Source organism: Arthrobacter sp. W4I7 (assembly GCF_030816215.1).
GTDB lineage: Bacteria > Actinomycetota > Actinomycetes > Actinomycetales > Micrococcaceae > Arthrobacter > Arthrobacter siccitolerans_A.
The window spans coordinates 2584728-2597733 of sequence record NZ_JAUSXU010000001.1 but is presented as its reverse complement, the minus strand read 5'-3'; the positions used below and the strand labels follow the sequence as shown (position 1 = coordinate 2597733).

Sequence of the window (13006 nt, the reverse complement as noted above, 5' to 3'; positions counted from 1 at the left end):
ACGGTGCCTGAGTGGCGGCGGTGTTGGGGCAAGACAGTGGCGATAGTCACCGACCTCGCGCCGGCGGCATGGGGACGGGGATCGCATCAAGCAGCACCCGGGTGTACTCCTCGCGGGGCGAGTCGAAGATCTCCTCAACGGATCCCGACTCGACGACCTCGCCGGCAGCCATCACAACCACTTGGTCGGCGATCGATTCCACCAGAGACAGGTCATGGGTGATGAAGAGGTAGGCCAGGCCGAGGTCGGACTGCAGCTCTTCCATCAGCGACAGGACTTGCGCCCGGACTGAGACGTCGAGAGCGGCGACCGGCTCGTCGCACACGACGAGACGCGGTTCCAGCGCAAGCGCGCGAGCGATGACGACTCTCTGCAGCTGGCCGCCAGAGAGCTCCCCGGGGTACCGGTCGAGCAACTGGGCACCGAGCCCGACCCGGGCCAGCAGTTCGGTCGCGCGGATCCGCTGCTCGTCACGTCCGAGGCCGAAGTGCACCTTCAGAGGCTCGCTAACAGCTTGGAGGATCGAGCACCGTGGATCGAGTGCGCTGAACGGGTCCTGGAACACGATCTGCGCATTACGCCTATGGGCACGCAATTGGGTCGGTGACAGCGCGAGTACGTCGGTGTCATCCATGCGGACCGACCCGGCGTCGGGTTCGATGAGTCGCAACACCATTCGCCCGAGGGTCGACTTTCCGGCGCCGGACTCGCCGACGACCGCGACGGTCTGGCCGGCCTCAACGTCGAAGCTAACGCCCTTCACCGCGTGGAACCGGGTCTTCGGACTCCCATACCACGTGCGGGACGTGACGAAGCTCTTCGTTAGGTCCCGAACCTGCAGCAGCGTCATGGCGCCACCACCTGGACGCCGGGGAGGACGAGATCGGCAGCGCGCCGGCACCGCACCTGCCCTAGTGCGCGGTTGCGTGCCTCCGCGATCTCCTGAGGGTGCTTCCGGCACTCATCCTCTACGAACCCGCACCGGTCGGCGAAGCGACAGCCACTCGGGAAGTCGGTTGCCGCGGGAACGACGCCCGGGATGCTCACCGGCCGGATGCCCCGCCCCTGCGGGATCGCCCCGAGCAGAGCCGAGGTGTATGGGTGTTGTGGGCTGGAAAACAGTTCGGAGACCGGGCCATTTTCGACAATTTGTCCCGCGTACATCACTGCCACGTCGTCACACATCTGGGCGATCACTCCGAGGTCGTGCGAGATGAACAAGATGGCGATGTCGGTCTCATCCTGGATCCGTCGAAGCAGGTCCAAGATCGTGCGCTGCACCGTCACGTCGAGGGCAGTGGTCGGCTCATCTGCGATCAGCAGCCGCGGCTCGCACACCAGGGCGGTTGCGATCATGACGCGCTGACACATGCCGCCGCTGAACTCGTGCGGGTAGGCTTTCGCGCGCCGTCGAGCGTCGGCGATACCGACGCGCTCGAGCATCGCCACCGCGCGTGCCCATGCCATCTTCCTCGAAAGGCCCAAGTGACGGCGGGCGGTCTCAGCAATCTGGTCGCCCACCGAGAACGCAGGGTTTAGACTTCGGTTGGCCTGCTGAAAGATCATGCCGACGTCACGGCCCCGCAGCTCACGCAGCTCACGCTCGGGCATGACGACGAGATTGCGCCCCTCCAGCAGCACTTGACCCTCGACGATCCGACCGCCCAGGAACCGGGTCAGGCCGATCATCGCCTGAGAGGTAACGGTCTTGCCCGACCCCGACTCGCCGACTAGCCCGAGGGTGCGCCCGGCCTCGATCGTGAAGCTGACACGGCTCGCGATGGTGATCGGGTTAGCCGGGGTGCCGAACTCGACCGTTAGGTCGTTGACCTCGATCAGCGGGATCGACGTGCGCGCGGGCGATGCGGTCGCCTGCTGGTTGTGCCTAGTCACAGGGCCTCCCCCACTACGTTAGACCGTCGTCCTGAGGCCCTGCGCAGACCGTCCCCGAGCAGGGTGCACGCGAGCACCGTCGCGGCGATCATGATGCCCGGCGGGTATACCAAGTGCTGCGCAGACCCAATGTTGTTCAGTGCGGTGGACAACATTCCACCCCAGCTCGCCGTCGGTGGCGACACGCCGAGGCCCAGGAAGCTGAGGCTGGCCTCGGCTGTGATGGCGGTGCCCGCCAGAATAGACAGCTCGATAATAATCGGCGACATGGTGTTGGGCAGCACATGTCCCAGCACGGTCCTCATCCGGGTGTTGCCCAGCGCCACTGACGCCTCGACGAAAGTCTCGTTGCGGATGTCACGCGTAACTGCACGCGTGACCCGGAAGAAGCGCGGCACGAACACCACGCCGACTGCCAGCATTGCGTTGGTCAGGCCCGGACCCAGCACGGCGACGATGGTCAACGCCATGATGAGGGCGGGCACGCTCATCAGGCCGTCGTTGATGCGGCTGAGGATAGCGTCGACCCAGCGCCCGCTGAACCCTGCCACGAGCCCCAGCGGGACTCCAATGCCACAGCTGACGACGGCCACCTCAAGCGCGGCGAGCAGCGAGATCCGGCTGCCGTAGATCAGGCGCGACAGCTGGTCGCGACCGTAATCGTCCGTGCCGAGAAGGTTGCGGCCGCTCGGCCCCTCGAGGCGCCGCGGGAGGTCCTGCGCGTCGGGGTCGAACGGCGCCAGGATCGGTGCCAGCAACGCGACAAGTGCAACCAGGGCCAGGAAGACCAGCGCTGCGAGGGCCACGCGGTTCTCTGACAGTCGCCACAGCAGTCGCCGGGCGTCGGAGGACGATGGGGTGTCGAGTTTATTCACGCGCGGACCTTCGGATTGAGGTAGGTGGAGAACAGATCGATCGCTAGGTTGACGAGCACGACGATGGCGGTAGTGACGACGACAATGCCGAGCAGGACTGGCACGTCCCGGCCGAGCACGCTGCGCACCGACAGGCTGCCGACGCCGGAGAACACGAATACGGTCTCGATCGTCACCGCGCCGCCTATCAGCTGGGCGAGGCGGGTGCCGAACACCGTGACCACCGGCACTGCGGCGTTCTTCAGGGTGTGCTTGAAAAGTATTGACGAGGGCGTGAGCCCCTTGGCGCGTGCCGAAACGATGTAGTCGCGCCGCAGCACGTCGACCATCGAGTTGCGCAATTGCAAGGCGATCTCGGCGGTCGGCAGCGCGGCAAGTGCGACGGCCGGCAATACGAGGCTCTGCAGCCACGGCCCCAGACCCAGCGCCGGCGGCACGTAGCCGATGGCCGGGAACAAGCCCCATCCGAGCGCAACGATCATCACTAGGAGCATTCCGAACCAGAAGGGTGGCAGAGACATGGCTAACGAGGCCACAACGGTACTGACGCGATCCACCAGTTTTCCCTCACGGGCCGCGGATACGAAACCAAGCGCTACCCCGGCAACGACGGCGATCACCAAGGTCACCAGCAGCAGACTGGCGGTGGGACCGGCCGCGTCGACTAGCATTGCTGTCACAGGCTCTTTGGTGACGAACGAGTGCCCGAGATCGCCCGTCACCGCGTCGCCGACCCACGTCCCGTATCGCGCGAGCAGCGGGTCGTCGAGCCGCAGCTCGGCGCGGATCTGGTCGACCTGCTGCACCGTAGGATTCTCACCCGCGAGGCGCTCGGCGGGGTCTCCGGGCGTAAGGCTCACCATCATGAAGACAGCGAAGGAGACGACAAACAGCAGCGGGAGTGCCGTGAGGAGGCGCGAGGCGACCATCCTCAGCATCGCAACGCACCTCCCGCCGACGAGTCACAAGTCGTCGGACCGATCATGACGCCCCGATGGTCGCCAGCTCCGGGACACCTTGCCACAGGCCACCCATCTCGTCCACGCCCAGCACCCGCTTGCCATAAACCCACAGGTGGGTCGAGGCACCGACCGGTGCATAGACGGCCTGGTCGGCCAGCAGCGTGAACATCTGGTCGTAGGCCTTGGCACGGTCCTTCTCGGCCAGCCCCGACGTTGCACCCTCCCTCGCGAGCTTCTCCACGGACGAGCGGATGTCCGGCGTGCGGGCCAGATTGCGCCCGCCGAGTAGGAACTGATTCACCAGGACGTCGGGGTCCGAGCCGCCCATAATGGAGTCGACCGTCGCGGCCGATGAGCCGGAGATAAAGTTGGGACCGACCTCGGCTTGCTGCACGGGCTGCAGATTGACCGTGATGCCCGCATCTTTCAGCTGGCTTTGGACAGCTTCTGCGATCGGCTGGTACGCCGTCCCGCTCGCAAACTGCAGGGAGAATGTGGGGTTGTCTACGCCCGACTCCTCGACCAGCTTCTTGGCCTGGGCCGGGTCGTGCGGATACATCTTCTCGATATCACCAAAGTGCGCCCAGAAACCATTCTCGTCAGGCTGGCGGATTGGCACGTATGCGCCGGAGAACAAGTTGGTGGTGATCGTGTCGCGATCGATCGCATAGTTGATCGCCTGGCGGATCTTGGAGTTGTTCAGCGGAGCCTTCTCAGTGTTGAAGATCAGGCCGTTGACGACGCGTGTCTGCACCTCTCGTCCCTCGATCTGCCCCTGCTCGACCAGTTTTCGGGCGTCCGCAACGTTGAGACCGCTCACCTGGGCCAGGTCCAGCTGGCCCGACCGCACGCCATTCAGACGAGCCGCGGTATCCGCAATGAACTTCAAAGTGATGTTCTTCGCGAGTCCGGCGCCCTTGTCCCAGTATCCGACGGCACGCTCAAAGACGGTGCGGTCGCCCGGCTTGAACTGCGTGACCTTGTAGGGGCCGGATCCCGCGTCCCCCGGGTTCAGGCCCAAGTCGTCTGAGCGCTCGGCCAGCGCCTTAGGGCTGATCATCATGCCCGCGCCAGTGGCCAGCGTGGCCGGCAGCGCCGCGGCACTCGCTGTGGTGGTGAGCTCGACCGTGTCCGCGTCGACCGCCTTGACGGACTTCACGACCGACAGCGCGAACGCGGACGAACTCCCGTCGAGGGTCTTGGCGCGCTCAATGTTGACCTTGACAGCCTCAGCGTCGAACGGTGTGCCATCGTGGAAGGTTACGTCCGAGCGCAAGTCCATCGTCAGGACGGTGCCGGAGTCGGCAAAGCTCCACGACGTGGCCAGCATCGGCTCGACTTTTCTGCCGTCCGGCGAGATCTTCGTCAGACGGTCGTAGACCAGCGAGTTGTAAGCAAATTCCGCCCCGATCGTCTGCCGGGCGGGATCCATACTTGTTGATGAGCCTGCGTACCCGACAGTGATGGAGGCCCCGGGATCGAGTTCACCGGCCTTCTCCGACGGGCTCCCTCCGTCGCCGCACGCGGCAAGCCCTATAAGCAGTATGCCGACCGCCACAGCCGGTAGTCCACGACGCTTGCGTCCCACAGTTCCTCCTGGTCCGGCCGCTCTCGCGGCTTGATGTAGATCACCCTGAATAGTGTCCTGAATAAGAGCCGATAGCAATACCTCGAGGAGTGTATACCGCACTCGACCAGCCACAGCACCCGCTACTCGGGGTAAGCACTCTTGACCAGAATCGCCGTACCTGGCCGCCCGTAGTACTTCTCGTTCGCTGGCGTGTTGGCGATGTTCAGACACGTCCCATCACGGGTGGCTAGCGGCGAGACCTGCGAATCCGCTGCTTTCGGGCGCTGTGAGGGGCTTGGCCGCCTCCGTGAAAAGTTCAGCCATCCCCGTCGAGCCAAGCCGGGGGCATTATTCGAAATCGCCTTCATTGGCATCTGCCAAGCATCTATTCGAGTGGCGCTGCAGCCGACCTTTGAGCTTCGTAAGTAATTGCTCCGGAGCAGGTTACAGGGTACTGTTTGAACATTCGGGTTTATGTGGATTTGGAACGCAGACCTCGTACTGCTTCGGTATGTGGTCCCGGGCGGGGCGTGAAGGACCGAATCTAAAGGGTAGAAGTCTAGATGGTGAGTCGTGCGAATCAACGGTCGGCAGCAGATGCGCAAGACATCGCTTCGTGGATCATGTTGTGGGGTGCCGGATCGAACGCCCAGCGTCCTGCGCTGGAATTTGGGGCGCGTTCGGTGTCGTACGGCGACCTAGCGGAGCAGATGCTCGCCCGGGCGTCGGCATTCGTACATGATGATGACCGACCGGTCGCCGTAACAGATCCCGATCCGATTGAATTCACGCTCACTACGCTCGGAGTAATCGCCGCCGGTCGGTCCCCGCTGCTAGTGAATCCGTCCTACCCGGAGGCGATGGTTTCCGGACTAATCTCCCGGTGCGGTGCAGTTCCGGCGGCGCTGTTCGAACGTACGGACCCGCTGACGCGTCCCGTGCCGAGTCGGCCTTGGGCCGACGGGATGCTGCTGACGACCTCCGGTACTACGGGTATGCCGAAGATTGTACGCCGAAGCCGGCAGGCCGATGCCGCCTCGGCGCTGACAAATCCATTACGGGGATGGCCGATGCGGGTCGGTTCGCGGCTGTGGGTTCCGGTACCCGTCGCTTCCGCGGCCATGCCGAGCCTGGTCCTGGGCGCGCTGGTCTCGGGGGCGACGGCCGTGCTTGATCGATTTGATGCCGTAGGTGCGGGGGAGTTCGTGCGTGGGCGCGGCATTGACGGCATCTACATGGTGCCCACGATGCTCAGACTTCTGCTGCGGTCCTCGCATTTCAGGCAGGAGAACTGGTCCGGGCTATCCATGCTGTTCTGGGGTGGTGAACCGATGGACGAGGCGACAGAAGCTGACGTTATCTCCGCCATGGGCGATATCGTACACACCTCGTATGGCTCAACCGAGGTGATGGTAGCGACCGCCTCGAACCCTCTGGACCGGGCTCGGTTCGGGAGGTCCGCGGGCCGACCCACGGCCCTGCATTCCGTGCGGATCATCGGTGATGATGGGCAAGTTCTCGGTGTCGGCCAAGAAGGGGAGATCGAAACGACCGGTGTCAGCTCCTACCGCGGATACTTCGGCGAGGAGCCCCCGGCGTCACCGTGGTACCGCACCGGAGACGTCGGGGTCATCGATGACTCCGGCAGCTTGCATGTCAACGGTCGGCGGTCACTGGTGGTCAACGTGGGTGGCAACCGCCTCTCTCCGGAAGGGGCAGCTACGGCGCTCAGGGAAATGCCGCTGATCGAGCAGGCCGCCGTCGTTGCCATCGAGGATGAGGTATGGGGCAGCCGCCTGCATGCCTTCGTCACCCTTGTGCCCGGTGCTGCGATCGACGTCGAAGAGACTTTGATGCAGCTCCGCAAGGTGCTGCCGGCAAGCCACGTTCCGCGTGGAATTTCTGTTATCAATATGCTTCCCATTGATCCTTCCGGCAAACTCTCATCGAGGACTCTGCAAGCCTGGGCTAGGGAGTCCACTATGGCGCACGATGAACGGGCATGAGCCGAAATCGCGCCGCCGCCGGCCCAAAGGACCCTCACCAGACGTTGAATTGGGCCCCCAATTCCTGGCCTCTCAACTGGCAGGAACGGGGATCCATGGGCTGGGAGTTGCCACCTCCGTCATTCGCGCGACGCGGAAGGGACTCATACTGATCCGTGGTGGGGCCGGTGTGAACTCAAGACAGAAAGCTCCTCCGGTTGTAGGCTCCGAATATGTCTGAGGGGCAAAGCGCCTTGAGTCGCCTATGACGCGGGGCGGATTTCGCTGGCAGCTGGTCATGGTGTCCTTTCATGGCCCCAAAGGCAATCGCGCAAATTGCATTCCGGTGGAATTGAGCTTGGGGTGCTCTAAGTGCGCCACTACGACGGCCATTTCTGGGACTAGGAAGCCCGTCGCCAGGACTGTCGCGGATGGCGAGAGAGGACGAAACCTGCAGGAGTTTCCCGCCGCCGGTGCCCACGAGCATGAGTATGAGTAGGCCGTCGAGGATGAGCTGCGTGATCAGTAGGGTCGTGTCCACTCTCGCCGCGCCCTATTTGCCTTCGGCTTCACGGGACACCGGCGCCCACTCGTTCCACTGGTCGAGTCGCTGCTGGTACAGGTAGGACGCGATCTGAAGAGGCTGGTCGCCGAAGAATACGCGAAGAGGAGCCTTCTCGGCGTCGACGACCTTCAGGATTGCGGAACCGAACCCAACAGGCTTGGGGCTGATATTGCCGGCCATCTGAGCTGCCATACCTTCATGCAGGGGTGCGTACTGGGGCTGGGATTCAGCGAAGACGGCAGAGGCGCCGCTCCAGTCCGTATCGAAGCCTCCGGGCTCGACGAGCGTGACCTTGATGTTGAAGCCCGCAACCTCCCCGGCGAGGGACTCAGTCAGGCCCTCAAGCGCCCACTTGGAGGCGTGGTACCCACCGAGGCCCGGGAAGGCAGCGACGCCGCCGATAGTGGAGATTTGGATGATGTGCCCCGAGCCTTGCTCCCGGAGGATCGGCAGGACGGCCTGCGTGACATGGAAAACGCCAAACACGTTCGTCTCGAGTTGGTCGCGCAGCTGCTGCTCTGAAACTTCTTCAACGGTGCCGAACAGGCCGTAGCCAGCGTTGTTGATGACCACATCGAGGCATCCGAAAGCCTCGTGAGTGGTCTTCACCGCCGCGAACGCCTGGTCGCGGTCGGCAACGTCCAGCTTCAAGGGCAGCACGGCGTCCCCGTACTTCTCGACGAGATCGTCCAGGGTGTCGGTATTACGGGCGGTCGCTGCAACCTTGTCGCCGCGCTCAAGGGCGGCGAGGACGAACTCCCGGCCAAAGCCCTTGGATGCTCCGGTAACGAACCAAACCTTGCTCATGATGCTCCTTCACATTTTACGCCTCCCTGAGGCGATAAAGCCACTGTACGCCCTTATCGGCACTTGGTGCCAAGTACGCATCTTGGAGTTATGATTGCTCATGGCTGAAAACTCTCCGATACCGATTCGGGAACGAACACGCAGGTTGGCGCAGGCGGAACTGACGACGGTGGCTCAGGATTTGTTCCTCGCGCAGGGGTATGAGGACACCACTGTTGAGCAGATAGCGGCGGCCGCCGGAATGTCGAAGCGGACGTTCTTCCGATACTTCCCGTCCAAGGATGACCTCGTCATCGGCAAGTACGACGTCTTCGCGGATCGCATGGCGGATGCACTGGACGCCCGTCCGGCAAACGAGCCGGTATGGGAATCGCTGCGCCGCGTCTTCGACATCACACTCGAATACGTTGAGGACGATCACCAACGTGCGCGGAACGAGGCGATGGACGAAATCGTGCGGAGTACCCCACAGCTGCATGCCCGCTATCTAGAGAAAATGCAGCGAGTTCAGGAACTGCTCATCGGCCGCGTCGCAACCCGTCTGACCAACCACGATCACGTCCCATCCGACCCAAAACCAGCCGCGATCGTCGGTGCCGCGTTCGCCTGCATGCAAGCCGCCCGCCAAGCCTGGTTCGCCTCCGACCGAAGTGAACCATTCAGCAGCTACGTCGACGATTCCATGGCAACGCTCCAACTCAGCAGTGTCTAATAGGCGACAGTCCGCGCCCGATCGACTCACCGACAGATAGTGAGCTCCACCCCGAAGAACATGCGAAGAGGAATCTCCTCGGCGTCGACGACCTTCAGGATTGCGGAACCGAACCCGAACGGCTCGGGGCGTGTATTGCCAGCTATCTGAGCTGCCATACCTGGGGTGCCGCCGATGTTGACGAGGAGATTGATTCCCAGTTTCTCTGAGAGCCGCCCGGTTAAGCTTCCTGCTATGGCGGTGCTGATGGTGAAGATTGAGTACCACAGCAGGAACTGGGCTGTGGTGACACCGAAGTGGGAGCTGCCTGGTCCGACGAGGAACCCGAACGCTACGGTGGTCCCTGCTGCCATCACCAGCATCGCGGCGCCCACTGTTGACCGGGGACGTTTAGCTTGATCCAAGCCTTGGGCCGCCTCGGCGGTCTCACTGGTGGCCGTCGCGATGCTGGTCAGAGGTCAGATCGCCCGTCGAAGTTGGATTTGCTTAATCTCAAGCAGCTCTTCGACGCCTTCGGGTCCGCCCTCGCGTCCCAGCCCGGATTTTTTGTACCCGCCGAACGGCATGAAGATGCATGATCCAAAAAGGCCGTTGAGAGAGACATTGCCGGCTTGCAGGCGAGCGGCTATTTCCAGGGCGCGCGTTTCATCGTGGCCGTACACGCCTGCAGCGAGTCCATACTCGCTGTCGTTGGCCATTTCGATGGCTTCATCGATGGTCTGGTAGGTCTGAAGAGTCAGGACCGGACCGAAGACTTCTTCCTGGACGATGGCCATCTCCTGGGTGACGTCCGTAATGATCGTGGGCTGAAGATAAAAGCCTTGCCCGAATCCCGTGGGGCGTGAGCCGCCGGTGAGGATCGTAGCGCCATCCTTGAGAGCCCGGTCGATGTGGGCCTCCACGGATTTGCGGTGCTTTTCGTTCAGCAGCGGACCCATTTGGGTTGCAGGATCGGCCGGGTCGCCGAGGACCACCGAGCCGAAAAGGCCGGCAAGGGCGGTACGCCACTCTTCCTCACGTGATGCAGGGACCAGCAGGCGTGAGTAGGTCGTGCATGTCTGGCCCGCCTGGCCCAACGTTGCGGGGAGCAGCACGGCGGCGTCGGCGGGGTCGAAGTCATCCAGGAAAATCGCGGGTGATTTTCCGCCCAGTTCCAGGGTTACTGCGGTGATGTTCGCTGCCGCTGTTGTCATGATCTGTGTACCGGCGGGAGTGCTTCCGGTGAAGGAGATGTGCCGGAACTCCGGCCTTGCGGCGATGTTGCCGAGTTCTTTTCGGTTCCCGGGAAGGAAACTGACCAGCCCCTCGGGAAGGTCCGCGGCGGCGATGGCGTCGGCGATCACGAAGCTATTGAGCGGGCTTTCGGGAGCGATCTTGATGACGATCGGGCAACCCGCGAGCAAAGCGGGTGCGAGCTTCAGGATCGTAATGACAAAGGTGGAGTTCCAGGGGACGATGCCCAGGACCGGTCCGACCGGTTCGCGGGCAATCAGCGCCTCGACGCCGCCGTCGACGCGGCGTTCTGGTTCCTGCCAGTGGGTTTCGGCCATGTCACGGTGCTGGCGGAGAATGCCGGCGCCCATGTGCGCAAAGGCCCGGCCGACTTCGATGAGGCCGCCGAAATCTTTGACGTAGGCCTCCGCGATCTGGTCGCTACGGCGTTCGAGTTCGTCGGCGATGCGGGCGAGGTAGGTTCCGCGTTCTTTGAAGGAGAGCTTTGGCCAGGGGCCGTGTGCAAAGGCAGCAACGGCGGCCTCTACAGCCGCGTCGGTGTCCGCTTCGGAAGCGGCGGGAACGGAGCCGATGACTTCCTCGGTGGCCGGGTTGATGATGTCGATCCGACGGGTCCCGGCAGGTTCACGCCACCGGCCGCCGATGAAGAGTTTGTCGCGGGTGAAGTTCGATGTTGTTGCTTGGTCTTCGACTGTCAGGGTCATGCTTCTTCTCCTTTGAATTCCGTTGCAGGGCAACGGGCGAATCATGTGAGGGATTTTGGTTCTTTGTCCTACCGGACTGGTGGACCCGTTAGTGTCGCGAGCAGGCTACTACCCGGAACCCTCAGAGTTCCGGGCAGTGTCCGGGGACAACGTTGGCCGTCAGGCGGACTCCTGATAAGGGTCGGCGATCCCGATGTATTGGGTGGTGGTGTACTCGGCGATGCCTTCGGAACCGCCTTCGCGTCCGAGGCCTGACTGTTTGACGCCGCCGAAGGGTGCTGCGGCGTTGGAGATGACGCCGGCGTTGAAGCCGACCATGCCGAACTCGATCTGCTCGGCGACGCGGAGGAGGCGGTTGAAATCCTTGCTGTAGAGATAGGACGCGAGCCCGTACTCGGAGGCGTTGGCCAGTTTGATGGCTTGTTCTTCGCTGGTGAAGGTGGTGACGGGTGCGACGGGCCCGAAGATTTCCTGACCCAGGATGGCAGCGTCGTTGGGGACGTTTGCGAGGACGGTGGGCTGGTAGAAGTAGCCGGGACCCTCTACCGGGGCGCCGCCGGTGACGGCGACGGCTCCGGCGTCGACAGCGGCCGTGACGAGGGCGTGGACGTCGTCGCGGGCGCCGTCGTCGATGAGGGGCCCGACCTGAGTGGTGGGTTCGGTGCCGCGGCCGGTGGTGAGTGTCCGCATGGCTGCCGCGAACTTGCGCGTGAACTCCTGAGCGATGGATTCGTGGACGAGGAACCGGTTCGCCGCGGTGCAGGCCTCGCCCATGTTCCGCATCTTCGCGGCCATGGCCCCTTCTACCGCTTGGTCGAGGTCGGCGTCCTCGAAGACGATGAAAGGCGCGTTCCCGCCCAGTTCCATCGAGGTGCGCAGCACGTTCTGCGCGGCGTCGGCGATGAGCCGTTTGCCGACCGGGGTGGAGCCGGTGAAGGAGACCTTCCGCAGCCGGGAATCCTTCAAGAGCGGGCCGGAGATCCCGGAGGCGCTGGCGGAGGAGACGACGTTCAGGACGCCGGCGGGCAGGCCCGCGTCGAGCATTGTTTGGGCGAAGTACTGTGCGGTGAGCGGGGTAAGTTTGGCGGGTTTGAGGACCATGGTGCAACCTGCTGCCACCGCCGGTGCCACTTTTCGGGTGGCCATGGCGAGCGGGAAGTTCCAAGGGGTGATGAGCAGGCAAGGTCCGACGGGTTTGTGCTGGACCAGGATCTTGTTCTTGCCCTCGGGGGTGGTGAGGTAGCGGCCGTAGTCGCGGACGGTTTCTTCGGAGAACCAGCGTAGGAACTCCGCCCCGTATGTGACTTCCCCGCGGGCTTCGGCCAGCGGTTTGCCCATCTCCAGCGTCATCAGCAGGGCGAAGTCCTCGACGCGTTCGGTGACCAGGTCAAAGGCGCGGCGCAGGATCTCGGCTCGGACCCTAGGGGCGGTCCGGGCCCAGGACGCCTGCGCGGCGTCGGCGGCGTCCAAAGCGGCAACGGCGTCATCACTGGTGGCCGAGGCGAGGGTGGCGAGCACGTCCCCGGTGGCGGGATCGTGCACGTCGAACGTGGCCCCGTCGGATGCGTCCCGCCATTCGCCGCCGATTAGCAGGCCCTTGGGCACCCTCGAGAGGAGTTCAGCTTCCTTCGCTGCAGAGGCGCTCCGGCTGCCGGGTTCCTGTGTGGTGGGTGGTTGTTGAATTGCGGTGGTGTTCATGT

General features: G+C 63.6%; 11 protein-coding genes. 2 read left to right on the top strand and 9 right to left on the bottom strand.

All coding sequences use genetic code 11. The features are described 5' to 3' along the window. Window positions 1-46 precede the first annotated feature (46 nt). From QF047_RS11850 to QF047_RS11830, 5 genes are read right to left on the bottom strand one after another with little or no spacing between them, the layout of a single operon-like run. Window positions 47-850 (bottom strand): ATP-binding cassette domain-containing protein, encoded by an 804-nt coding sequence (locus QF047_RS11850; protein WP_307277204.1) that lies wholly within the window; start codon window positions 848-850, stop codon window positions 47-49. Further along, a complete protein-coding gene (locus QF047_RS11845; RefSeq protein WP_307277201.1) occupies window positions 847-1893 on the bottom strand; it encodes an ABC transporter ATP-binding protein in 1047 nt (348 codons plus the stop codon). Before QF047_RS11845 ends, QF047_RS11850 begins: the two co-directional genes overlap by 4 nt. After that, window positions 1890-2768 (bottom strand): ABC transporter permease, encoded by an 879-nt coding sequence (locus QF047_RS11840; RefSeq protein ID WP_307277199.1) that lies wholly within the window; start codon window positions 2766-2768, stop codon window positions 1890-1892. Before QF047_RS11840 ends, QF047_RS11845 begins: the two co-directional genes overlap by 4 nt. Then, window positions 2765-3706 carry an ABC transporter permease gene (locus tag QF047_RS11835; protein WP_307277197.1) on the bottom strand — a complete coding sequence of 314 codons (942 nt, stop codon included), beginning with the start codon at window positions 3704-3706 and terminating at the stop codon, window positions 2765-2767. Before QF047_RS11835 ends, QF047_RS11840 begins: the two co-directional genes overlap by 4 nt. Window positions 3707-3749: 43 nt before the next feature. Further along, a complete protein-coding gene (locus QF047_RS11830; RefSeq protein ID WP_307277194.1) occupies window positions 3750-5162 on the bottom strand; it encodes an ABC transporter substrate-binding protein in 1413 nt (470 codons plus the stop codon). Window positions 5163-5863: 701 nt separating this feature from the next. Between QF047_RS11830 and QF047_RS11825 the strand changes: the two genes are divergently transcribed. After that, window positions 5864-7306: a class I adenylate-forming enzyme family protein gene (locus QF047_RS11825; RefSeq protein WP_307277191.1), complete on the top strand. Its 1443-nt coding sequence runs from the start codon at window positions 5864-5866 to the stop codon at window positions 7304-7306. A 532-nt stretch (window positions 7307-7838) separates the two neighbouring features. On the opposite strand, the gene QF047_RS11820 is transcribed toward QF047_RS11825, so the two are convergent. Further along, window positions 7839-8657 (bottom strand): SDR family oxidoreductase, encoded by an 819-nt coding sequence (locus QF047_RS11820; RefSeq protein WP_307277190.1) that lies wholly within the window; start codon window positions 8655-8657, stop codon window positions 7839-7841. 100 nt (window positions 8658-8757) lie between these two features. On the opposite strand from QF047_RS11820, the gene QF047_RS11815 reads away from it, so the two are divergent. Then, window positions 8758-9369, top strand: coding sequence for a TetR family transcriptional regulator (locus QF047_RS11815; protein ID WP_307277187.1), 612 nt, complete (start codon window positions 8758-8760; stop codon window positions 9367-9369). A gap of 26 nt (window positions 9370-9395) precedes the next feature. Here QF047_RS11815 and QF047_RS11810 read toward each other — a convergent pair whose 3' ends face one another. From QF047_RS11810 to QF047_RS11800, 3 genes are all read right to left on the bottom strand, one after another. Beyond that, window positions 9396-9773 (bottom strand): hypothetical protein, encoded by a 378-nt coding sequence (locus QF047_RS11810; protein WP_307277184.1) that lies wholly within the window; start codon window positions 9771-9773, stop codon window positions 9396-9398. A 54-nt stretch (window positions 9774-9827) separates the two neighbouring features. Beyond that, window positions 9828-11306 (bottom strand): aldehyde dehydrogenase family protein, encoded by a 1479-nt coding sequence (locus QF047_RS11805; RefSeq protein WP_307277180.1) that lies wholly within the window; start codon window positions 11304-11306, stop codon window positions 9828-9830. A 159-nt stretch (window positions 11307-11465) separates the two neighbouring features. Continuing rightward, on the bottom strand, window positions 11466-13004 hold the full coding sequence (locus QF047_RS11800; protein ID WP_307277177.1) for an NAD-dependent succinate-semialdehyde dehydrogenase: 1539 nt from the start codon (window positions 13002-13004) through the stop codon (window positions 11466-11468). Window positions 13005-13006 lie beyond the last annotated feature (2 nt).